Below are 22606 nucleotides of genomic sequence, written 5' to 3'. Positions count from 1 at the left end.
GTCTATTCCGAGACAGCGTTCAGCGTCGTCCGAGCCTGGCCGATTTGGTCGTATGCGTAGACGGCCATCTCGGCCGTGGTCATCGTTGCGCCCTTGTGGGCGATCGATTCGTAGGTCTGGGCGCCGAGGACCTTGCGCAGGCGAGTGATCGCGGTGCTCAACTCGGGGTAGGCCGTACTCGTGAGGGGACTGAACGCGAACCCGGCGATGATGGCCGCCGGCTCATCGCGTCCAAGCTGGCCGAAAAGGGCAGCGAGGACAGCCAGCGGGAAACGGATCATGGTGGTGTTGCCCGCGTCGTGAAAATTCCGAACCGCAAGTGCGACATAGTCAAGCGTGGCCAGCAGGTCGCCATACTCGGCCTCGAGGCGCGACAGACTGCCCGCGATGCGTGTTTCAGTATTGCGGTTGCCGCTCTCCTGGGCGATCACCAGACCGCGGCGCTGCGCGTCCAGCGCAGCCGCGGGATCACCATCCCCGAACGCGTAACCGTAGGCGTAGAGCGCGAATGAGAGTGCCGCCGGGTTGCCGGTCGCCTCGGCAACCTCGATCAGGCCATTCGCTGCGAACCTCGCCTCCTCGTCGCGACCCGCGACCGCCAGTGCAACAGTCAGGAACGCCCTGGTGAACCCGTGGGTGTCGTGACCCAATGCGAGCCGGGCGCGACACCACTCGACCTGCCGTTCGGGCTGGCCGGAGTGCAGGTACGCAGCGCCGAGCGCACCCTCGAAGCCGAACGGTACGTCGTCATGGCGGCCATTGCCGATCACCAGCTGGCCAGCGTCGCTGTAGCCAACAGCTGCCTCGATCCGTCCGGGCCACCAGCACAAAGACGCCATCGCATACAGGAATGCGAGGGCCGGATGGTCGGCCGTACGGGCAAGCTCGATGAGTTCCTCGGCCCACGCTATCGGCTCGTTACTGTGCGTCCAAAAGCCAAGCCATGCCGTCCATGTCGCGATGGTGGCGGCGACGTCGAGGTCACCTTGGTCGGCGGCCCACCGAAACGCAGACCGCAGATTGGCCAGCTCAAGGGTGAACCAGTCGTAGGCGTCCCGTTGGCGGGGGCTGTCCCACAGGGCCAGAATGTCGGCTTCGCGCCCGGCGAAATGGCGAGCGTGCGCGGCCCGGGCGTCGGTTGCCGATCCACGCGCGACCAGCTGCTCCCCGGCGAACTGGCGGATCGTCTCCAGCATCGAGAACCTGGTCAGGTCTGAGGAACGTTCGGCGATCAGCAGCGATTTGCGCACCAGCGCGTCGAGCGAATCAAGCACTGCGTACTCGTCGGGGTCATCCAATTCTGCTACTGCGCATGCACTTCGGAGGTCGAACCCGCCGGAGAACACCGAACACCGCTCCAGTAACACCTTTTCAGGATCGTCGAGGAGGTCATATGACCATGCCACAGTGTGGCGCAGCGTCTGGTGGTGTTCCAACCCCCGCCGCGACCCGACCAGAAGTTTGAACCGGTCATCGAGACGATCCCGCACCTCTGTTGGTGTCATCGACGCCATCCGTGAGGCCGCCAACTCGATGGCCAACGGGATCCCGTCGAGACGGCGACAGATCTCCACCACTGCCTCGGCCTCATTGGCCCCGGACAGCGAGAACCGCTGTGCCACACTACGGGCGCGCTCGATGAACAACGCCACGGCGGCCGATTCGACGCCTCCGGTGACATCCAGCGAGGGCACCAGCCACAGCTGCTCATCGGCCACTCGCAGTCCTTCGCGGCTCGTAGCCACGATCTTCACCGTCGCCGACTTCGCCAGGATCGCCTCGATCAAATCGGCGACGGCATCGCGCACATGCTCACAGTTGTCTATCACCAACAGCCGGACTCGGCCTTCCAAGGCGGCGGCGACACTCTCGGCCACGCTCTTGTCCGGTTGCTGAGTGATGCCCAATACCGTCGCGACAGCATCAGGTACCGCAGCCGGATCAGCCACCGCGGCCAGTTCGAAAAACCAGACTCCATCGGGAAATTCGTCGGCAAGACGTCCCGCGACCTCCAGCGCGAGACGAGTCTTACCGACCCCGCCTACGCCGGCCAGCGTGACCAGCCTGTGTGAACGTACCGCCACTCGGATATTGGAGACCTCGGCGTCACGGCCTATCAGGCTGGTGACCACCCGGCGCAGGTTCCCCGGGGCCGGGTCCAGGGTCCGCAATGGCGGAAAGTCCGTGCCCAGACCGGCGGCTTGTAGCTGAAACACCGTGATCGGATCCGGCAGGTCTCGCAACCGTCGCGGCCCCAGATCGACCAGGTCCAGGTCGCTCAGCAGACTCGCCGTGGAGTCCGACAACAGGATCTGGCCGCCGTGCCCGGCGGCCATCACCCGCGCGGCCCGATTGAGCACCGTGCCGAAGTAATTGTCATCCCGCAGTTCGGCCGCCCCGGTCGCGATCCCCATTCGCACAGGAAGCCGGAGTTCTCGCTGGGCCGCGACTGCCGCGTCGACAGCAGATTTGGGAGACGCGAAAGCAGCGACCACGCCATCCCCTGTGTGGCTGAACAGAAATCCGGCGTGCTCTTCGATGACCGAACGCAAAATCTCGTCGTGCTCCAGCAGGGCTGCCCGCATCTGGTCGGCATCGGCTTCCCACCGACGAGTCGAACCTTCGATGTCGGTGAACAGGAACGTCACGACCCCCGAAGGTCGGCCCCCGGCTGGCACTCGCACAGGATGTCACACAAAGCCCAGCTCAACGATGCGATTGCGACGAACTTTCGAGGTCCTCAGAGCTATCAGGATTCCGTCTCGACGGCGCGTCCGCCAGTCCAAAATGGAATCCGCCAGGCAAAGCTGCGCCTAGAAAAGATGCCGATGTCCGGCACCCTCTTGTCACATAACGCTACGCGCAGTAGCGTAACGCCGCGTGACCCGGAGCTTCCACGTCGGCCAGCCATTCACCACGCCCGATGCCGACATCGCGGCGGCATTAGAGCAGGTCAGCGTCCCGACGCTGCTGCTCTCGCTCGTGCACATCACCGGCGACCCGCGCTACATCCGCGAGTTCAAGCAGGCCGGACTGTTCCTCAACGAGGTCCAGGGGTTCATGAGCGAAGAGGACAAGGCGCGGGTCCGCGAGGTGGCCCTGCCGGTGATCGCCGACTACCGCGACCGCGGCTGCCCGGTCCCCGACCCGCTGCCCGCCGAGCTGGTCAAAGAGATGCTGGACTGGGCGGCTTGCGAGCCGGTCGACGACGACAACGTGCCGCTGATGCTGGAGGAGCTCGACCTTGAGGGGGTCGACCCGCGGCGGCCGACGGCGCTGGACCGCGCGAACGACTTCAGCGTGATCGTGATCGGCTGCGGGGAATCCGGGGTGCTGGCCGGGGTCCGGCTCAAGCAGGCCGGCATCGACTTCACCATCGTGGAGAAGAACGCCGGCCCGGGCGGAACCTGGTGGGAGAACAGCTATCCCGGCGCCCGCGTCGATGTGGCCAACCATTTCTACTGTTACAGCTTCGAACCCAGCAACCACTGGGAGCACTTCTTCGCCGAACAGCACGAACTACGCCAGTACTTCCGCGACGTGGTGGACCGCCACGACCTCGAACCGAACATCCGGTGGAAGACCGAGGTGGTGTCCGCCGCATGGGACGACGGGATGTGGAACGTCACCGTGCGGTCGGCCGCCGGCACCGAGACGCTGCGAGCCAACGCCGTCATCACCGCCGTCGGCCAGCTCAACCGGCCCCAGATCCCCGAGTTCCCCGGCGCGGAAACCTTTGCCGGACCGGCCTTTCACTCCGCTGCGTGGAACCACGACGTCGACGTCACCGGCAAGCGGGTCGCCTTGATCGGCGCGGGCGCCAGCGGCTTCCAGATCGCCCCGGCCATCGCCGACAAGGTCGAGCACCTCACGGTCTTCCAGCGCACCGCGCAGTGGATGTTCCCCAACCCGATGTACCACGAGCGCGTCGCCGACGGGGTGCGATGGGCGATGGAACACCTGCCGTACTACGGACGCTGGTACCGCTTCCTGCTGTTGTGGCCCGGAGCCGACAAGGGCCTGGACGCCGCGCGGGTGGACCCCAATTATGAGGACCAGGCGCACCCTGAACAGAGCTACGCAGTCAGCGAGATCAATGCCATTGCCCGCATCATGTTCACCGACTGGATCACCACCCAGGTAGGAGACAACCCCGAACTGCTCGCCAAGGTCCTGCCCGACTATCCGGCCACCGGCAAGCGCACGCTGCAGGACAACGGCAGCTGGCTGGGCACCCTCAAACGCGACAACGTGGACCTGGTCCGCACCCCGGTCGAACGCATCACCCCGACCGGAGTCGTCACGACGGACGGCGAGGCCTACGACGCCGATATCATCGTGTACGCCACCGGTTTTCGTGCCACCGACGTGTTGTTCCCGATGACCATCACCGGCCGTGACGGCGTCGACCTTCGCGACGCCTGGGGGCAGCGCCCCTACGCCTACCGCGGCATCACGGTGCCCGGCTTCCCCAACTTCTTCATGACCTACGGCCCCGGAACACACCTGGCCCACGGCGGCAGCCTGATCCTCAACTCCGAACTCCAGATGCGCTACATCAACCAGTGTCTGGAGCACCTGATCACCGTCGGCGCCAAGGCCATGGAGCCACTGCCCGAGCCGACGAAGGAATGGCACCGGCGCTCACAGGAGGCGATCCGCCAAACCGTGTGGGCACAGCCCTCGATCAAACACTCCTATTTCAAGAATGCGGACGGTGAGATCCACACCGTCAGCCCGTGGCGGTTGAGCGAATACCGCTCTGCCATCAACGAACCCATCTGGTCAGACTTCACAGTGCAGGAGGCGTGACTATGCGCGCAGTCGTCGTCGACAGTTCCGGAAAGGTCAGCGTCGAATCCCGGCCGGACCCAGTCCTGCCCGGTCCCGACGGAGCAATCGTCAAGGTCGAGGCTGCCTCGATCTGCGGATCGGACCTGCACTTCCTCGAGGGTCACTATCCGATCGCCGATCCAGTGTCCGTCGGACATGAGGCCGTCGGCGTGATCGTCGAAATCGGCCCGGAGGTAACCGGATTCGCCGTCGGCGACCGGGTTCTGGTCTCATCGGTGGCCGGCTGCGGACATTGCGCTGGCTGCGCGACCCACGATCCGATCCGCTGCGTGCAGGGCCCGCAGATCTTCGGTACCGGATTCCTCGGCGGCGCCCAGGCCGAACTTCTCGCGGTACCGGCTGCCAACTTCCAGCTACTGAAGATGCCCGACGGCATCAGCACCGAGCAGGCTCTGCTGCTGACCGACAACCTGGCCACGGGCTGGGCGGCGGCCAAACGCGCGGACATTCCGGTGGGCGGTTCCGTCGCGGTGATCGGCCTGGGCGCGGTCGGCATGTGCGCCCTGCGCAGCGCAATCACACTCGGCGCGGCAAAGGTTTTCGCCGTCGACCCGGTAGCAGCCCGGCGCGAACGCGCGGAGGCCTCGGGAGCGACGACGTTCGCCCCGCCCTCGGCCCAGGCGATCCGGGAAGCCACCGGCGGCCTCGGTGTGGACTCCGTCATCGACGCGGTGGGCATGGACGCCTCGATCAACGACGCCATCGACGCCGCCCGTGCCGGCGGTACCGTCTCCATCGTCGGCGTGCACGATCTGCAGCCCTACCCGATGCCTGCGCTGGGCTGCCTGCTGCGCAGCCTGACCATCCGCTTCACCACCGCCCCGGTTCAGCAGACCTGGCCGGAACTGATTCCGCTGCTGCAAGCCGGCCGCCTCGACGTCGACGGGATCTTCACGACCACGATGTCGCTGGACGAGGCCGTCGACGGCTACGCCAAAGCTTTCTCCCGCTCGGGCGAGCACCTGAAGGTTCAGCTCAAGCCGTAGTTGTCGCGGGTCAGCCATCACCGGCCGCGAGCGTGGCACGTATGCACGAAAATCGGCGCCAGTACAACACATTGTTGCGCTATGCAAATTTTCGTGAGTCGCTTCACAATCCGGAATCAACCAGCCAACAACGGAATAACACCCGCGGTGCGGACAGTTAAACGGACACGTGCGCCAACCGAACTCGTTAGTCGACTGTCCGAACGTGGCGCAACGGCGCCAGGAACTGCCCCTTGCCCTCATCGGGCGGCGCTGATGCGTCAGGGTCCCCTCGCCGGTCGATACCCCGCCGTGGCCACCATGGTCGCCTTGGCGTTGATCCCCTACCTGGCGCTGTCGGCCGCCGTCGACCCGCTGGTCCCGATCATCTCCGAGCAGCTGGGCATCTCGACGCAGACCATGAGCCTGGGCTTCGGCCTGGGTAACGCCGCGTATGCGGTGGGCACCGTGTTGGCCGTGCAGTTCGCCCAGCACCTGCCCCAGCGCAGGATGCTGTTGGCCTATGCGGTGGTGCTGGTCGTGGGCTCCGTATTGGCGGCGTCCGCGGTCAACGGGGCGATGTTCATCGGCGGTCACATCCTGCAAGGGCTGGCCACCAGCATGCTGCTGATCGCCGCTGCTCCACCGCTGACCATCGGCTTCCCCAGGGAGAAGCTGCGCTACACCGCCGTGATCATGAACATGGCCGTGTTCGGAGCCGTCGCTCTCGGCCCGTTCATCGGCGGTGCACAGGCCGAGGCCCTCGCGTGGCGCCCGCTGTTCTGGATCGTCGTGGCGATCGCCGTCGGCGCCCTGATCATGGCGGCCCTGACGTTCGAGGACGCACCGCCGGCCGATCTCGACGCACCGCGTGACCTGTTGGCCATCGGCCTGGCATCGGTCGGCTGCGCGGCCGCTTTCGTCGGCGCCGCACAACTCACCAGCCACGATTTCACCGACCCGGCGGTGATCGTGCCGATGCTCGGCGGGCTGGCGCTGATCGTGGTGCTCATCGTCTACCAGTTCAGGGCCCGCCGCCCGTTGCTGACCGTCCGCACGATGCTGACCAGTTCGATCCCCGTCGCCGGCGTCGGTGTCGCCCTGTTCGCGGCCGCCGCGTCGGTGGCGGCGACGGCTCTGACGGCAGAAGTCTTCATGCAGACCTACAGCCCGGTGCGGGTCGGTCTGCTGTTCCTGCCCGAACTCGGCGGCGCCATCGTCATGGCCCTTGTGTTCGGGTCCGTCATCACCAAGCGGTCGATGCACTACCTTCCGCTGGTCGGCATGGCGCTGCTGGCCGCCGGGATCGTGGTATTCCGGCTCGCGATTCCCGCCAACCAGCCGCTGGCCCTGCTGGCCTCGTTACTGACGGGACTGGCGTTGGGCGCCACGGTGGCGCCGGCACTGTTCGTCGCAGGTTTCTCGTTGCAGTCCAACAGCCTCCAACGGGTCTTCGCCATCATCGAGTTGTTGCGCGCCGTGGCCGCCTTCATGGTCGCGCCCATCTTCGCCCATTTCGCCGCCACAGCCGCCGGTGGACTGACCGCAGGCACGGGCGATGCATTGTGGATCGGATTCGGCCTGTCGGTCGGCGGTGCGATTTTCGGGGTGGCCGTCTACGCACTCAGCGGGGCTCGGCCTCAACGGCCTGACCTCGACCTGTTCCTCGACGGCGAATCGCCGGCCTGGTACTCGCCACCGCTGCTCGCGCGGCTGCGTCCCGGCCTGACCGCACCGACTGCGCCACCTGAGCGGTCCCGTCCGGCGGCCCCATTCGAACCCGCGACGCCCGCGTCGACGGGACCCGTGCTGTTCGCCTACGACGGAACATCCCGCGCCGCCTCCGCCATCGAACAGGCGGCGGCCGAACTGTCCGTCGACCGCGCTGCCCTGGTGGTGTGCGTGTGGCAGCCCGTCGATGTCGGGTTCACGCCCGTGGAGGCAACGCATTTCGACGCCGACCGGGCCAACGAGGTACGCCGGGCCGCTGAACAGACGGCTGCCTACGGAGCGTCAGTGGCGACCCGGGCCGGTTTCTCGGCCCGGAGCGTCGCCGTCGAAGCCGCGCCCATCTGGATGGGCATCGTCGAGGCCGCTCACGAACACAACGCGAGCCTCATCGTGGTCGGCCCGCACCGGCGTAACGGTCTGTTGGGGCACCTGGAAGGCAGCGTGGCCGCGGCCGTCGTCGCTCATGCCACGACACCGGTACTGGTCATCCCCGAGGACTGCCGCCGCTCATCCTGCGCCGAGGACGCGGCCCACTCGAACTCTCACGCCGTCGCCGCAGGATCGACCGGGGATCGCGCGTAGTTACGCAGGTTGTCCCGCAGCGTGGAGACACCGCGCTGCATGGTCCTGAGTTCGTCCAGTGACAGACCCGTCGCCGCCAGGAGGTCCATCTCCAGGGTCTGCGCGCGGAGTGCGCGCCCGGCGTCGGTGAGGCTGACGATGACCTGACGCTCGTCGCCGGGATCACGCTGCCGCGTCACGTATCCCAGCGCTTCGAGCTTCTTGAGGATCGGAGTCAACGTGTTGGACTCCAGGAACAGCTTGTCTCCCAGGCTTCCGACGGTCTGGTGATCCTGCTCCGAGAGCGCGACGAGCGCGATGTACTGCGTATACGTGATGCCGTGTCGGTCCAGGATCGGCTTGTAGGCCTTGCCGTACGCGAGGTTGGCCGAGTAGATCGCGAAGCACAGGAAATCGGAGAGTTGCGGAGCCGCGGGTGCCATGGTCCGAATTATATCGGACCCGATTTAATCGGATGGGATGAAATATAAGGCGCACCACGTTCATCTCTAACGCATCCAATTGGAGCTGACCATCCACTCAGGGAGAACGCCGTGACCACCAGCCAGACCGACAACGTGCTCTACACCGCCCAGACCCACACCACCGGCGGGCGTCAGGGTGAGGCCTACAGCTCCGACGGCAACCTCGACATCCAGCTCACACCGCCCGGCGGAAACGGCGCCGGCACCAACCCCGAGCAGTTGTTCGCGGCCGGATGGTCGGCGTGTTTCCTGAGCGCCATGGGCCTGACGGCGGGCAAGCACAACGTGAAGTTGCCCGCGGAGACCGCCGTCGACGCCGAGGTCGACCTGCTCAACACCGACGGAGCATTTTCCCTGCGGGCGCGACTGAACGTCACCATCCCGGGCGTCGATCGGGCGACCGCGCAGGCCATCGCCGATGACGCGCACCAGGTCTGCCCGTACTCCAAGGCGACCCGCGGCAACATCGACGTCACCATCAGCGTGGCCTGAGGGGCAGGACCGGCCCGGCGGCTACCCGCAGCGGTTGCGGAAATCAGTCGCCGGTTGCCGGACTCCCTGGAGTTCGGCACGGATCTGCGGCTTGTCCTGAAGGTAGACGCGCACCGATTCGGCCATCTCGTCGTTCGACTGTCCCTTGAGACTGGTGAAGAACGCGTTGACGTCGGGATGGCTGAACAGATACGCCGACGTGGCCGCGCGGACCCCGGCCATCACCCCGGCCAGGTCGGCGGCCGTGCAGTTCGGCTCGTCCGCGGCAGCGATGGGCGCCCCAACGGCCAAGAGCGACAGGCTGATTGCGCCGGTGGCAATGACACGGGTGAACATCGTGGCTCCTAAATCGACTCGGATAACTGCGCTAAGGCTCACGGACGCCCCGGCCGCCAGCCGCCACCACCACCGCCGTTGTCGGGCGGGCGGGGGTCGATGTCGATTTCTAAGCCCCCGCCGGCGCAGTACCAGTCGTTGGCGCAGTAATACGGGTAGTAGGGACCGGCCTTCGGCGGCGTCGGTCCCCCGCCGCGGACATTGCCCTGTGCGCACACCGTGGAACCGCCGGCATCGACGCAGTCGGCGACGGCCGTCGGCGGGGCGGTGATGGAAACGGCGATCGGGATGGTCAAACCGGTCAGTCCCAGTAACACCGGACGCCACATGCTCCGCATGACCACTCCTCATTCAGTTCCCGTTCCGCCGAGAATAGAACCGGGGGACGCCCAATATGCGGGATCGACAATAACCCGCCGATGCTGCGGGCGCATGCGGGAGCCCGCGACATTCGTAACCGGTTGCATTCGTGAAGATCTCAAGGGTCCCGGCGGGGGCGCCCGCTACCTAGCCTGACGCGCGTGAACGAAGACTGGCTGGCCGTGATCGTCGGCCTCACCCTATTGACCCTCGTGCTCGTCGGCGCCATCCCCGGCAGTGTGATCCCATGACCAGCACCGAGGAACGCTCCGAACAGCGTTCGTCGAAGATCGGCTACGCCGTCGCCGGCGTGCTCGTCGTCATCGCATTGGGCGCGGCGACCCGATTCCTGGAAACCGAGGTGCCTCGTTGGGCCGCCGGGACACCGCTGGCGAAGGTCGCCAAATCAGTCGAATTCCCAGTCTACGCAATCGCTCTCGGCCTCATCGGCAACGCCCTCCTGGCCCGGTTCGCCCTCCGCGACATCCTGTCCCAAGGGTTTCGCACCGAGTTCTTCATCAAGACCGGCCTGGTCCTGCTCGGAGCGTCGATCAACCTCAAGGTGCTCGCCACTGCCGCGGGACCGGCGATCATCCAAGCGCTCCTTCTGATTTCGATCGTCTTCGGGTTCACCTGGTGGCTCGGTGGCCGGCTCGGCCTCGACGACAAACTGCGGGCGCTGCTGGCATCGGCTGTCTCCATCTGCGGGGTGAGCGCGGCCATCGCCGCCGCCGGCGCGGTTCAGGCCCGAAAAGAGCAGCTGGCCTACGCCGCATCGCTCGTCATCATGTTCGCGCTGCCCTCGATCTTCCTGCTGCCCTGGCTCGCCGATGTGTTCGGACTGTCCGACGCGGTGGCCGGAGCCTGGATCGGCGGCAATATCGACACCACCGCGGCCGTGGCCGCCGCGGGCACGATCGCCGGTGAACAGGCGCTGCAGATCGCCACGATCGTCAAAACCACGCAGAACGCACTGATCGGCATCGTGGCCATCGCTCTCACCGCGTACTTCGCGCTGAAAGTCGAGCGGCAATCTGACACCCCAGGGACTGCGGCGGCGCGTCCGTCGCTGCGCGAATTCTGGGACCGCTTCCCGACGTTCGTACTCGGCTTCATCGCCGCATCGGTGATCGGCACGCTGTATCTGCAACTTGGCGGAAAGGCCGCCTCATCCTCCATTGCCACCGTGAACGACCTGCGGACCTGGTTCCTCATCTTTGCTTTCGTGGCCATCGGGCTGGAATTCTCGCTACGCGGACTGAAGGAAGCCGGATGGCGGCCCATCGTGCTGTTCGCCGCGGCGACCATGGTGAACATCGTGGTGGCGCTGGGTTTGGCCTCGGTCCTGTTCGGCGGTTTGTTCGGCACCTTCACTAGCGGGTAGCTAAACGGTTACCCTGGCTAAGTGCCGACAACCTGGTCGCGGCGAGGGTTTTTCACGGTCACCGCTGGAATGGCCCTGGTCGCTGCGTGTAGCACGCAAAAACCCGGCGTGGTTGCGAAAGACGGTTCGGTGACCGTCCGCCACCTGTTCGGTGACACCAACGTCCCGGGGCCACCGCAACGGGTGGTCAGCGCGGGATTCACCGAACAGGACGACCTGCTGGCCCTCGGCGTCGTGCCGGTCGCGACGACCGAGTGGTTCGGCGGTGAGCCGTTCGCGGTGTGGCCCTGGGCGCAACCGAAACTCGGGGCGGCCCAGCCCGCGCTGCTGGGCCTGAACGACGGGATCCAGGTCGACGCGATCGCGGCGCTCAAACCGGACCTGATCGTGGCCACCAATGCCGGACTCGATGCCGACACCTTCGCCAAACTCTCCGAGATCGCCCCGACCATCGCGCAGACCGGCCCCGACGCGTTCTTCGGACCATGGCGCGACCAGGCCACCCTCATCGGCCAGGCGCTGTTCCAGAACGACGCGATGACGGGCCTGATCACCGGCGTGGACGACAGGTTCAAGGCAGTGGCGACCAACAACCCGCGGTTCGCGGGTAAGAAGGCCATGCTGCTGAGCGGCACCCTGTTCCGGGACAGTGTGCAGACCCAGACGGGATGGCGTACCGAATTTCTCACCCAGATGGGCTTTGCGGTGCCGCCGACACCCGAGCTGATCCCGCGCTCGGACTTCGCCTCCGTGCTCGATGCCGCCGACGTGCTGATCTGGACCACCGAGAGCGACGAGGAGCGCGACGCCCTGCTGGCCGATCCGGGGATCGCCGAGCTCAAAGCCACCGTCCGCAAGCGGCACGTTTTCACCCCCAAAGATCTGGCCGGCGCCATCGCATTCGCCTCGCCGCTGTCCTACCCCCTGGTGGCCGACCAGTTGCCACCGCTGCTCAACCGGGCGCTGACCTGACAAGATGACCGGGTGACAAGCACCCCGGAGAACACCGAGCACCGTGGCACCGCAATCGTCGGCTCGGCCTACTACCCGGTACTCGTCGCCGTCTTCACGGCCCTGGTGATCGTCTCCAACGTGACCGCCACCAAGGGCGTCGCCTTCGGGCCGATCATCGGCAACTGGTCGATCATCACCGACGGCGGGTTCATCGTCTTCCCGCTCACCTACGTCATCGGCGACGTGCTCTCGGAGGTGTACGGATTCAAGGCCGCGCGGCGTGCGATCTTCCTCGGGTTCTCCATGAATGCCCTCGCCGCACTGGCATTCTGGATCACCATCTATCTACCCGCGGCGGACTTCTACGCCAACCAGGAACACTTCGAGAACATCGTCCACGCCTATACCCAGCTGATCGTGGCGGGCCTCGCCGGCTTCATCGTCGGACAGACCATCAACGCCTGGGTCGTGGTCGCCATCAAGGAACGCACCAAGGAGAAGCACCTGTGGGCCCGCCTGGTCGGATCCACGTTCGCCGGCCAACTCGGTGACACCCTCGTCTTCTGCGGTATCGCGGCCAGCGCGATCGGCATCAGCACCGTCGGCGACTTCGTCACCTACACCGCGCTGGGCTGGATCTACAAGACCGCGGTCGAGGTGATCATGCTGCCGATCACCTACCGGGTGATCGCCGTCATCAAGCGCCGGGAGCCCACATACCAGGCCGCCGTGTGAGGCTTCGATAAGGCACCTCTGGCAAGGTTCATAGAGCCGGAGCTTTCTTAGCTACTCGCGGGTAGCTTCAGGTCATGAGTGTGACATCAGAGGTGATGGACGCGACGGGACCAAGCCTGAACCCGGGCACCGCTCGCGACTATGGCGATCAGGCTCTGCTGCTCGAGTTCGACAGCACTGCCGATGTTTTGGCGTGGACCGCCAGTCTCACAGCGGCCCAACTGCTCGGTGTGATCGATATCGTGCCGGCGTCACGCACGATCTTGATCAAACTGGCCGATCCCCGCTACCAGGCCCCCACGCGGCAGCGGCTGGGCAAGTTGCAGCTGCAACCCGGGTCAGCCCCGGTCCGCCCGGTCGGCCAGGCCGACGTGACCATCGACGTGATCTACGACGGCGCCGATCTGCGTGATGTGGCGGCACTGACCGGGCTGACTCCGGACGAGGTGATCGCGGCACACACCGGCAGCCAGTGGCAGGTCGGATTCATGGGCTTCGCACCCGGATTCGCCTACCTGGTAGGCGGTGACGAACGCCTACAGGTCCCGCGCCGAGCCGAGCCCCGCACCAACGTCCCGCCCGGGGCGGTGGCACTGGCCGGTGAGTTCAGCGGCATCTACCCGCGACAGTCGCCCGGCGGCTGGCAGTTGATCGGGCGCACCGACGCGGTGTTGTTCGACGTACATCGGGACCAACCCGCACTGCTCACCCCGGGTACGTGGGTGCAGTTCCGGGCCATCGGCTAGTCAGCGAGGAGGACACCATGACGACGACACTGGAAGTTCTGCGCACCGGACCGCTGGCTCTGGTCGAGGACCTCGGCCGGCCCGGCATGGCCCACCTCGGCGTCACCCGCTCGGGTGCCGCCGATCGGCGGTCCCACACATTGGCCAACCGACTGGTCGCCAACCCCGGTGAACACGCCACCATCGAGGTGATGTTCGGCGGGTTCTCCGCCCGGGTGGTCGGCGGGGACATCTCCATCGCAGTCACCGGCGCCGACACGGACCCGGCGGTCAATGGTATTCCGTTCGGCACCAACAGTATTCATCACGTTCATGACGGCGAGGTGATCTCGCTGGGCGCACCGCACTCGGGACTGCGCAGCTACCTGGCGGTCCGCGGCGGCATCGCCGTCGAGCCCGTCCTGGGTTCACGGAGCTATGACGTGATGTCGGCGATCGGGCCGGCCCCGCTGCAAGCAGGTGACATCCTGCCGGTCGGTGAGCACACCTCCGACCTGCCCGAAACGGATCAGGCCCCGGTCGCCTCGATCAGTGACGACGTGCTGGAACTCAATGTGGTGCCCGGCCCGCGCGACGACTGGTTCGTCGACCCGGACGTTCTGATACGGACCAACTGGCAGGTGACCACCCGTAGCGACCGGGTCGGGATGCGCCTGGTCGGCATGCCCCTGGACTACCGTTGGCCCGACCGCCAGCTCCCCAGCGAGGGCGCGACCCGCGGAGCAATCCAGATACCGCCCAACGGTTTTCCGGTGATTCTCGGACCCGACCACCCCGTCACCGGCGGCTATCCGGTGATCGGTGTGGTGACCGACGAGGACATCGACAAGCTGGGCCAGGTCCGCCCCGGACAGACCGTGCGGCTGCATTGGGCACACCCGCGCCGACCGTTCGCGGACTAGAGCCAGCCGTCTGGATCATTCCTGTCGTCATTTTCTACGTCAGGGTTGCGATCCCGGCGATCAACGACCCAGGTGTAGAAAGCGGCGCCTGGGGAGCACGCCCCCAGCGGAGTTTGGCCTATGCGCTGGACGGCAAGCAACGTAGAGACACCGGCGCGCGGCGCTGGTAGAACATGGGTGTGCCCATCCAGGATGTCAGTGCACCACGCGTCAGCGGCGGGATCCTGCACACCGCGCGTCTGGTTCACACCTCTGATCTCGACCACGAGACCCGCGAGGGCGCCCGGCGCATGGTCATCGAAGCGTTCGAGGGCGACTTCAGTGACGCCGACTGGGAGCACTCACTCGGTGGCATGCACGCGCTGATCTGCCATCACGGCGCCCTGATCGCACATGCCGCCGTGGTCCAGCGTCGCCTGATCTACCGCGACACCGCGCTGCGGTGCGGCTACGTGGAAGCCGTGGCGGTCCGCGAGGATTGGCGCGGCCAGGGCCTGGCCACCGCCGTGATGGACGCTATCGAACAGGTGCTGCGCGGCGCCTATCAACTCGGCGCGCTGAGCTCTGCCGACACGGCCACCGACATGTATCTCGCCCGCGGCTGGCTGCCCTGGCAGGGCCCGACCTCGGTGCTGCAGCCGACCGGCGTGACGCGTACCCCCGACGATGACGGGTCCGTGTTCGTGCTGCCGATCGACCTGCCTGCCGGCCTGGACTTCGACACCACCGCGGAGATCACCTGCGATTGGCGCGACGGGGACGTCTGGTAACCACCAGAATGCACAGGCTCACACCTGTGCATGTGAGCAGGTGAGCGGAATTTCACGACCGGGTCACCGCAGGGCGCATTCGGGCAATAAACGCTTCCTAGCGTGTGCGCCATGCCCACTCTGCTGAAGTCGAATCGCATCACCAATTGGGATCCCGAGGACACGTTGGCTTGGGAAGCCGGAAACAAGTACATCGCGCGGCGCAACCTGATCTGGTCGGTATTCGCCGAACACGTCGGCTTTTCGATCTGGTCCATCTGGTCGGTGATGGTCCTGTTCATGCCCGAGGCCGTCTATGGCTTCTCGGCCGGCGACAAGTTCCTGCTGGGTGCCACCGCCACCCTGGTGGGCGCCTGCCTGCGCATCCCCTACACGCTGGCCACCGCCACCTTCGGCGGCCGCAACTGGACGGTGTTCTCGGCCTTCGTCCTACTGATCCCCACGGTCGGAACAATGGCGCTGCTGGCCAATCCGGGCCTGCCGCTGTGGCCCTACCTGATCTGTGCGGCCCTGGCCGGCTTCGGTGGCGGCAACTTCGCCTCGTCGATGACCAACATCAATGCCTTCTACCCACAACGACTCAAAGGCTGGGCGCTGGGCCTGAATGCGGGCGGCGGCAACATCGGCGTACCGATGATCCAGCTGGTCGGTCTGCTCGTCATCGCCACCGCGGGTAACCGCTCCCCATACTGGGTATGCGCCATCTACCTCGTGGCATTGGCCGTGGCCGGTATCGGCGCGGCGTTGTACATGGACAACCTCGAACAACACAAGATCGACTTGGGTGCGATGAAATCCATTCTGGCCGAACGTGATACCTGGGTGATCTCGCTGCTCTACATCGGCACCTTCGGATCGTTCATCGGGTTCTCGTTCGCCTTCGGCCAGGTGCTGCAGATCAACTTCGCCGCGGGCGGACAGACCGCGGCGCAGGCCTCGCTGCATGCCGCGCAGATCGCGTTCGTCGGCCCGCTGCTCGGCTCACTGTCCCGGGTTTACGGCGGCAAGCTGTCCGACCGGATCGGCGGCGGCCGGGTGACCCTTGCGGTGTTCGGCGGCATGATCCTGGCTGCCGGGATGCTGGTCGCGATCAGCATGTTCGACGACCACACCGCCGCTGCGGCCAACGGCCTGATGATGGCCGGCTACGTCATCGGATTCGTCGCCCTGTTCCTGCTCAGCGGCCTGGGCAACGGCTCGGTCTACAAGATGATCCCGTCCATCTTCGAGGCCCGCAGCCACTCGCTGGACATGAGCGAGGAAGCACGGCAGCACTGGTCGCGGTCGATGTCCGGCGCACTGATCGGCTTCGCCGGTGCGATCGGGGCCCTGGGCGGATTCGGCATCAACATGGCGCTGCGCCAGTCCTATCTGTCGAGCGGATCGGCCACCGCGGCGTTCTGCATCTTCCTCGCGTTCTACGTGCTGGCCTCCGCATGCACCTGGTTCCGCTACGTCCGCCGTCCTGCTGCGACGGGCGTCACACCAGCCCCGGACGACCGACACGCCTCCGCAATGGCCGGGTAATCACTTGGAAACACGCGATGCCTTCACTGGACCCATGACCGAGCCCGACTGGGCACCGCTCACCGGCTTTCGGGTGGCGGTGACCTCAGCCCGACGTGCCGACGAGCTGAGCGCACTGCTCACCCGCCGTGGCGCGACGGTGACCAGCGCGGCCGCCATCACGATGGTTCCGCTGCCCGACGACGACGAACTGCGCGCCCACACCGCGTCGCTCATCGAGGTGCCACCAGACATCGTGGTGGCCACCACCGGGATCGGGTTCCGCGGTTGGATCGCCGCAGCGGACGGCTGGGGCCTGGACGGCGAGCTCACAGACGCGCTGGGCAAGGCCCGCATCGTCTCCCGCGGCCCGAAAGCCACCGGGGCGTTGCGGGCGGCGGGCCTGCCCGAGGAATGGTCGCCCGAATCGGAATCTTCCCGCGAGGTGTTGCGCTACCTGATCGAGCAGGGCATTTCAGGGCAACGGATCGCCGTGCAGTTGCACGGTGCCACCGACGAGTGGGACCCGTTCCCCGAATTTCTCGACGAACTCCGGGCGGCCGGCGCCGAAGTGGTGCCGATCCGGGTCTACCGCTGGCATCCCGCGCCACGGGACGGCGAGTTCGACCAGATGGTCACCGGGATCGCCGAACGACGTTTCGACGCAGTGAGTTTCACCTCGGCCATGGCGGTTGCGTCGGTCTTGATGCGCGCCACCGAGATGGACATCGCCGACCGGGTGCTGTCAGCGCTGCGCAGCGACGTGCACGCCATGTGCGTCGGCCCGGTCACCGCACGGCCGCTGGTGCGGCTCGGCGTGCCGACCTCGGCACCGGAACGGATGCGGTTGGGCGCCTTGGCCCGTCACATCACCGACGAGTTGCCACTGCTGCAGGCGCGTACCGTGCGGGTCGCGGGACACTCGCTCGAGATCCGGGGCACCTGTGTCCTGGTCGACGGCGCGGTCAAGTCACTGTCACCGGCTTCGATGGCGACCATCCGCGCACTGTCGCAACGGCCGGGGGCGGTGGTGTCACGGTTCGATCTGCTCAGCGCTCTGCCGGGCACCGGAACCGATACCCACGCCGTGGAAACCGCGGTGCTGCGACTTCGTACTGCATTGGGAGACAAGAACATCGTGTCGACGGTCGTCAAGCGCGGTTACCGGCTGGCCGTGGACGAAGCCGAGATGGTCCGGACATGAGCCTGGTCCTGGTGGCGCACGGAACCCGCAAGCCGGGCGGCGTGACGATGATCGGCGATCTCGCCGCGCGGGTGTCCGACCTGCTGGGCCGGCCGGTGCACGTCTCGTTCGTCGACGTCGTCGGGCCGGCCCCCAGCGAGGTTCTGACGTCCCTGCCCATGGACTGCCCGGCGGTGGTGGTACCGGCCTTCCTGGCCGCCGGTTATCACGTCCGCGTCGATGTGCCCGCCCACGTGACGGCCAGCGGGCACCCGGCCGTCACCGTCACCGAGCCGCTGGGCCCATGCCCGGGTACGGTCCGGGTTCTCGCTGATCGGCTGGTCGAATCGGGATGGCGGCCAGGCGATTCGGTGATTCTGGCGGCGGCGGGCACCTCGGACCGAAATGCCCAATCCGACCTTCGGCGCACCGCCGCGCTGCTGTCAGCGATGACCGGCGATCGCGTAGAACTGGCCTTCGCCGCCACCGGCGCGCCGAGTGTGGCCGAAGCCGTCGCCGCGCAGCGCGGACGCGGCCATCGCCGCATAGCTGTGGCGTCCTACCTGCTCGCCGACGGGCTTTTCCAGGACCGGCTGCGTAAATCCGGCGCCGACCTCGTCAGTGAACCACTGGGCACCCACCCCGGCATGGTCCGGCTGATTGCGAACCGCTTCCGCCGCGCCGGGGTACTGAGCCTGCCCGCCGCGGCTTAGCCGGATCGACCGCACCAGGAGCGGCCCGGTCCATCCCACGATCAAGAGTGCTGCGCCGGCCCCCGCAACGGAGAACGTCGCAGATCGCCGTGCACCGATCATCGCCGAACATTGCTCGACGTAATCACTGGCCAGGTATCCGGGCCCGGCGAGTGTGTGTTGGTCCAGGTTCAGGCGGTCCTGTTGGGCGGCAACTTGGTAATCCGGACGTGCTCCGTTACCGCACGGAATGGGTTCACCTGTGCGATCCACGGCATTCAAACCCAGAGGCACCAACGTTGCCCCGAGTGCGCCCAGCATCGCTGCCGCCCCCACCAGATTCAACACCGAACGCGCAAACATCCCTTGTCAGCCCCTCCGACGACGCTTATTGAGAGGGAGTCTAAACACACCCAGCGAACTATTCTAGTTAGCCAGCGAGGGACGCACCACACCTTTGGTGACATTCACCGATGGTGCAATTCTGGCAAATTCCGCACCGAAACCGCCCCTGTACAGGAGGTTGACGCGGCAACAAATTTCCCCATCGTTTGCCGGGGGCTCGCGGTGTCAGATCCGGGTCGAATACTCAGCTATCGTTAGCGCGATCATCGGGCTATTCGGCGGAAGAGCAGGTAAAAGTGCAGGTGACAAAACCGGTGGGCGCTGCCCGCCACGGCGGCGAACTCGGCCGTGCGACCCGGTAACCGGGTCCCGGCCGAACGTCTGCGTGAACACCTGCTGAACACCTTGGAACGCACGTCCCGGCCGATGACGACCGCACAGCTACGCGACGATATGCACGCGCATTTCCGCGCACCCGTCGTGATCGAGTCGGTGTACCGCAATCTGACGGTGCTCGAACGACGCGGCGCCGTGGAGCGCCGCAAGCTCCAAGGACGTGACGCCCACTGGAGCCGGGCGGCCGATCAGGCCGCCAGCTGAACGAACCCGCCCGGCGTGACCCGCGTCCGGTAGACCGGTATCACCACGGCGGCGTCATCGAGGCAACGGCCGTCTTCGAGCGCGAAGGCCTGCTTCTTGATCGGCGACTGCACAGTCGCGCACCCGCCACGGTCACCCACGATCCCCCGGGACAGCACCGCTGCACCGGAGAACGGGTCGATATTGCCGACTGCGTGCAACGAGCCGTCATCGAGACGGAACAGTGCCGCCTGCGAACCGTCGGGCAGCAGCACCGCGACGCCACGACACGGCATCAGAAAGTCGTAGCGGCAGGCCGTCGTCCATCCCGAGAACGGAAGGGCGTCGACGTCTTTGCTGTCGTCGAGCAAGGTCATTTCGCCTCCTGGAATCCACGGACCTTCGGCATCCCGATGTCGGTAGCGCCCGGCACCTTGCGGCCCGCCCGTTCGGTGAACGTGATGGTGGGATCGTCGACGTCGGGTGCGTTGACGAACGACACGAAGCGAGACAGCTTCTCCGGGTCCTCCAGGACGCCCTTCCACTCGCAGGCGTAGCCGTCGACGTGCCGCTCCATGGCCGCCTCGAATTCGGCTGCCAGGCCGAGCGAGTCGTTGCATACGACGTCGCGCAGGTGGTCGAGTCCCGTTCCACCCCCAGGGGAATCCATCGCCTCCAGCCACGGCGCGGTGCGCTGCAGGCGGTCGGCGGTTCGGATGTAGAACATCAGGAAGCGGTCGATGTAGCGGATCAGAGTCTCGTCATCGAGATCCCCGGCGAGCAGCTGGGCGTGCCGCGGCGACATGCCGCCATTGCCGCACACGTACAGGTTCCAGCCCTGTTCGGTGGCGATGACGCCGACGTCCTTGCTCTGCGCTTCGGCACATTCGCGTGCGCACCCCGAGACCGCCATCTTGATCTTGTGCGGTGAGCGCAGACCCCGGTACCGCTTCTCGATCTCCACGGCCATGTTCACCGAATCCTGTTGCCCGTACCGGCACCAGGTACTGCCGACACAGCTCTTGACGGTGCGCAGCGACTTCCCGTACGCCTGACCGGATTCCATGCCGCCCTCGACCAGCCGTCGCCAGATCTCAGGCAGCTGTTCGACGCGCGCCCCGAACATGTCGATGCGCTGGCCGCCGGTGATCTTGGTGTAAAGATCGAAATCCCTTGCGATTTCGCCGATCAGAATCAGCTGCTCGGGGGTGATCTCCCCGCCGGGCGACCGTGGCACCACCGAGTAGCTGCCGTTCTTCTGGATGTTGGCCAAGAAGTGGTCGTTGGAGTCCTGCAGCGAGGCCTGCTCTCCGGAAAGCACGTGATCGGAGCTGGTGGAGGCCAGGATCGAAGCGACGGTGGGTTTGCATATGTCGCAACCCTTTCCGGTACCGAACTGCTCGATCAGGCCGGAGAACGTCCGAATCTCGGTGGCGCTGATGATCTCGAAGAGTTCAGCCCGCGACTGGCTGAAGTGCTCACACAGCGCCTTGGACTGCTCGACCCCCTCGGATTCCAGCAACTGCTTGAGCAGCGGAACACAGGATCCGCACGAGGTGCCGGCCAGCGTGCACTTCTTCAGGCCGGGGACATCGGTGCAGCCGCCGCAGATGGCTTCCTTGAGATCACCTTTGGTCACGTTGTTGCACGAGCAGATCTGCGCGATATCAGGGAGCGCACCAACACCCAGGGCCGAGGCCCCAGCCGCGCCGTCAGCGGCCGGTGCGATCAACGACAGCGGATCGCCGGGCAGCTCACTGGCCACCATCGGACGCAGCACCCCGTAGGCCGACGCGTCACCCACCAGGACGCCGCCGAGCAGCGTCTTGGCGTCATCGGAGAGAACCAGCTTGGCGTAGGTCTTCTTCACCGGATCGTTGACGACGACGTCCAGGCAGTTGGGGGTCCGGCCCTGGGCATCGCCGAAGCTGGCCACATCCACGCCGAGCAGCTTCAGCTTGGTGGACATATCGGCCTCGGGGAACTCGGCCGAGCCGCCGAGCAACCGGTCGGCGACCACCTCGGCGCTGGTGTATCCGGGTCCGACCAAGCCGTAGCAGCGCCCCTCGATCGCAGCCACCTCGCCTATCGCGTAGATACTGGGATCGCTTGTCACACAGGATAGATCGGTCATGACGCCGCCGCGCTGCGCGATGTCGAGACCTGCTTGACGGGCCAGCTCGTCGCGGGGACGCACACCGGCCGCGAACACGATCACGCTGGCGTCGACGCTGCTGCCGTCATTGAGCGACACCCGGACCGAGTCGTCGGTCTGGGATTTCTTCAGCGGCTTGTGCCGCTGCACCGGCTGGATGCTCTCGGTGCCGACTCCGGTGTGCACCTCGATGCCGAGGCCCCGGATCATCCGGTTCAGCAGTGCGCCGCCGGCCGGATCCAGCTGGGCGGCCATCAGGTGCGGCGACATCTCCAACACGTGGGTCGACAGCCCGAACGCGCGCAACGCATTCGCGGCTTCAAGGCCGAGCAGGCCGCCACCGATCACCACACCGACAGGCGTTTTCGAATCGCGCGCGGCCTGCGCGCCGGCCCGAATGGCATCCAGGTCGTCCAGCGTGCGATAGACGTGGCAGTGCGGCAGGTCGTGACCGGGCACCGGCGGCACGAAGGCATACGAGCCGGTGGCCAGTACCAGCGCGTCGTAATCGATGCTCTGGCCGTCGACGGTCACAACGGTCCTCGCGTCGCGGTCGATCTCGGCCACCGCACAGCCCAGCCGCAGGTCGACCAGGTCGTCACCGGCGTAGTCATTACCCGGCAGGGCCAGCCGGCCCCGGTCCCAGTGTTCGGTGTAACCGGTCAGGCCGACGCGGTCATAGGCCGCGTCGGCTTCCTCGGACAGGACGGTGATCCGCCAGGTGCCCGCAGCGTCACGAGACCGCAGCGCCTCGACGAAGCGGTGTCCCACCATGCCGTGTCCGATGACCACGACGTTCTGTGTTGACGACATACGGCGAGATTAGGAACCTGACGTTGCCGAAATGTCGCCCTGTGTGAATCACCCGTCA

20 protein-coding genes are annotated in these 22606 nt (G+C 66.3%); 14 read left to right on the top strand and 6 right to left on the bottom strand.

Annotated features, from left to right (window positions below):
• Positions 1-2 precede the first annotated feature (2 nt).
• Positions 3-2648 (bottom strand): ATP-binding protein, encoded by a 2646-nt coding sequence (locus tag ACZYZF_RS05920; RefSeq protein WP_463834836.1) that lies wholly within the window; start codon positions 2646-2648, stop codon positions 3-5.
• A gap of 232 nt (positions 2649-2880) precedes the next feature.
• Between ACZYZF_RS05920 and ACZYZF_RS05915 the strand changes: the two genes are divergently transcribed.
• The 3 genes from ACZYZF_RS05915 to ACZYZF_RS05905 all read left to right on the top strand — a co-directional run bounded on the left by ACZYZF_RS05915 (position 2881) and on the right by ACZYZF_RS05905 (position 8132).
• Positions 2881-4812, top strand: a complete 1932-nt coding sequence (locus tag ACZYZF_RS05915) for a flavin-containing monooxygenase (protein WP_463834835.1) — start codon at positions 2881-2883, stop codon at positions 4810-4812.
• Positions 4813-4814: 2 nt separating this feature from the next.
• The gene (locus ACZYZF_RS05910) at positions 4815-5840 is read left to right on the top strand and encodes an alcohol dehydrogenase catalytic domain-containing protein (protein ID WP_463835144.1); all 1026 of its coding nucleotides are present in this window, start codon (positions 4815-4817) and stop codon (positions 5838-5840) included.
• A gap of 255 nt (positions 5841-6095) precedes the next feature.
• Positions 6096-8132: an MFS transporter gene (locus ACZYZF_RS05905; protein WP_463834834.1), complete on the top strand. Its 2037-nt coding sequence runs from the start codon at positions 6096-6098 to the stop codon at positions 8130-8132.
• Here the strand turns inward: ACZYZF_RS05905 and ACZYZF_RS05900 are convergent.
• Entirely contained in the window at positions 8093-8554 is a 462-nt protein-coding gene (locus tag ACZYZF_RS05900) for a MarR family winged helix-turn-helix transcriptional regulator (protein ID WP_463834833.1), read from the bottom strand. The two genes, ACZYZF_RS05905 and ACZYZF_RS05900, sit on opposite strands and share 40 nt — an antisense overlap.
• A gap of 111 nt (positions 8555-8665) precedes the next feature.
• Between ACZYZF_RS05900 and ACZYZF_RS05895 the strand changes: the two genes are divergently transcribed.
• Positions 8666-9088: an organic hydroperoxide resistance protein gene (locus ACZYZF_RS05895; protein WP_463834832.1), complete on the top strand. Its 423-nt coding sequence runs from the start codon at positions 8666-8668 to the stop codon at positions 9086-9088.
• Positions 9089-9109: 21 nt separating this feature from the next.
• Here ACZYZF_RS05895 and ACZYZF_RS05890 read toward each other — a convergent pair whose 3' ends face one another.
• Both ACZYZF_RS05890 and ACZYZF_RS05885 read right to left on the bottom strand, forming a co-directional pair.
• Entirely contained in the window at positions 9110-9424 is a 315-nt protein-coding gene (locus tag ACZYZF_RS05890) for a heme-binding protein (RefSeq protein ID WP_463834831.1), read from the bottom strand.
• A gap of 38 nt (positions 9425-9462) precedes the next feature.
• Positions 9463-9762, bottom strand: a complete 300-nt coding sequence (locus tag ACZYZF_RS05885; protein ID WP_463743102.1) for a hypothetical protein — start codon at positions 9760-9762, stop codon at positions 9463-9465.
• 269 nt (positions 9763-10031) lie between these two features.
• On the opposite strand from ACZYZF_RS05885, the gene ACZYZF_RS05880 reads away from it, so the two are divergent.
• The 10 genes from ACZYZF_RS05880 (at position 10032) to ACZYZF_RS05835 (ending at position 19601) form a co-directional block, all read left to right on the top strand.
• Positions 10032-11168: a YeiH family protein gene (locus ACZYZF_RS05880; RefSeq protein WP_463834830.1), complete on the top strand. Its 1137-nt coding sequence runs from the start codon at positions 10032-10034 to the stop codon at positions 11166-11168.
• A gap of 69 nt (positions 11169-11237) precedes the next feature.
• Positions 11238-12140: an ABC transporter substrate-binding protein gene (locus ACZYZF_RS05875; RefSeq protein WP_463835143.1), complete on the top strand. Its 903-nt coding sequence runs from the start codon at positions 11238-11240 to the stop codon at positions 12138-12140.
• Positions 12141-12152: 12 nt separating this feature from the next.
• A complete protein-coding gene (locus ACZYZF_RS05870) occupies positions 12153-12857 on the top strand; it encodes a queuosine precursor transporter (RefSeq protein ID WP_463834829.1) in 705 nt (234 codons plus the stop codon).
• 74 nt (positions 12858-12931) lie between these two features.
• Entirely contained in the window at positions 12932-13603 is a 672-nt protein-coding gene (locus ACZYZF_RS05865; RefSeq protein WP_463834828.1) for a 5-oxoprolinase subunit B family protein, read from the top strand.
• A 17-nt stretch (positions 13604-13620) separates the two neighbouring features.
• The gene (locus tag ACZYZF_RS05860) at positions 13621-14505 is read left to right on the top strand and encodes a 5-oxoprolinase/urea amidolyase family protein (protein WP_463834827.1); all 885 of its coding nucleotides are present in this window, start codon (positions 13621-13623) and stop codon (positions 14503-14505) included.
• Positions 14506-14684: 179 nt separating this feature from the next.
• Positions 14685-15275, top strand: coding sequence for an aminoglycoside N-acetyltransferase AAC(2')-Ib (aac(2')-Ib, locus tag ACZYZF_RS05855; protein WP_463744125.1), 591 nt, complete (start codon positions 14685-14687; stop codon positions 15273-15275).
• A 111-nt stretch (positions 15276-15386) separates the two neighbouring features.
• Positions 15387-16802 (top strand): nitrate/nitrite transporter, encoded by a 1416-nt coding sequence (locus tag ACZYZF_RS05850; RefSeq protein WP_463834826.1) that lies wholly within the window; start codon positions 15387-15389, stop codon positions 16800-16802.
• A 34-nt stretch (positions 16803-16836) separates the two neighbouring features.
• Positions 16837-17985, top strand: coding sequence for a uroporphyrinogen-III synthase (locus ACZYZF_RS05845; RefSeq protein WP_463834825.1), 1149 nt, complete (start codon positions 16837-16839; stop codon positions 17983-17985).
• Positions 17982-18677 (top strand): sirohydrochlorin chelatase, encoded by a 696-nt coding sequence (locus ACZYZF_RS05840; protein WP_463834823.1) that lies wholly within the window; start codon positions 17982-17984, stop codon positions 18675-18677. Before ACZYZF_RS05845 ends, ACZYZF_RS05840 begins: the two co-directional genes overlap by 4 nt.
• A 672-nt stretch (positions 18678-19349) precedes the next feature.
• Positions 19350-19601, top strand: coding sequence for a transcriptional repressor (locus tag ACZYZF_RS05835; RefSeq protein WP_463743110.1), 252 nt, complete (start codon positions 19350-19352; stop codon positions 19599-19601).
• Here the strand turns inward: ACZYZF_RS05835 and nirD are convergent.
• Both nirD and nirB read right to left on the bottom strand, forming a co-directional pair.
• Positions 19586-19957 carry a nitrite reductase small subunit NirD gene (gene nirD / locus ACZYZF_RS05830; protein WP_463743111.1) on the bottom strand — a complete coding sequence of 124 codons (372 nt, stop codon included), beginning with the start codon at positions 19955-19957 and terminating at the stop codon, positions 19586-19588. The two genes, ACZYZF_RS05835 and nirD, sit on opposite strands and share 16 nt — an antisense overlap.
• Positions 19954-22548 carry a nitrite reductase large subunit NirB gene (nirB, locus tag ACZYZF_RS05825; protein WP_463834822.1) on the bottom strand — a complete coding sequence of 865 codons (2595 nt, stop codon included), beginning with the start codon at positions 22546-22548 and terminating at the stop codon, positions 19954-19956. Before nirB ends, nirD begins: the two co-directional genes overlap by 4 nt.
• Positions 22549-22606 lie beyond the last annotated feature (58 nt).

This window comes from Mycobacterium sp. IDUB_24 (assembly GCF_055419385.1).
This window is presented reverse-complemented; position numbering and strand designations above follow the sequence as displayed.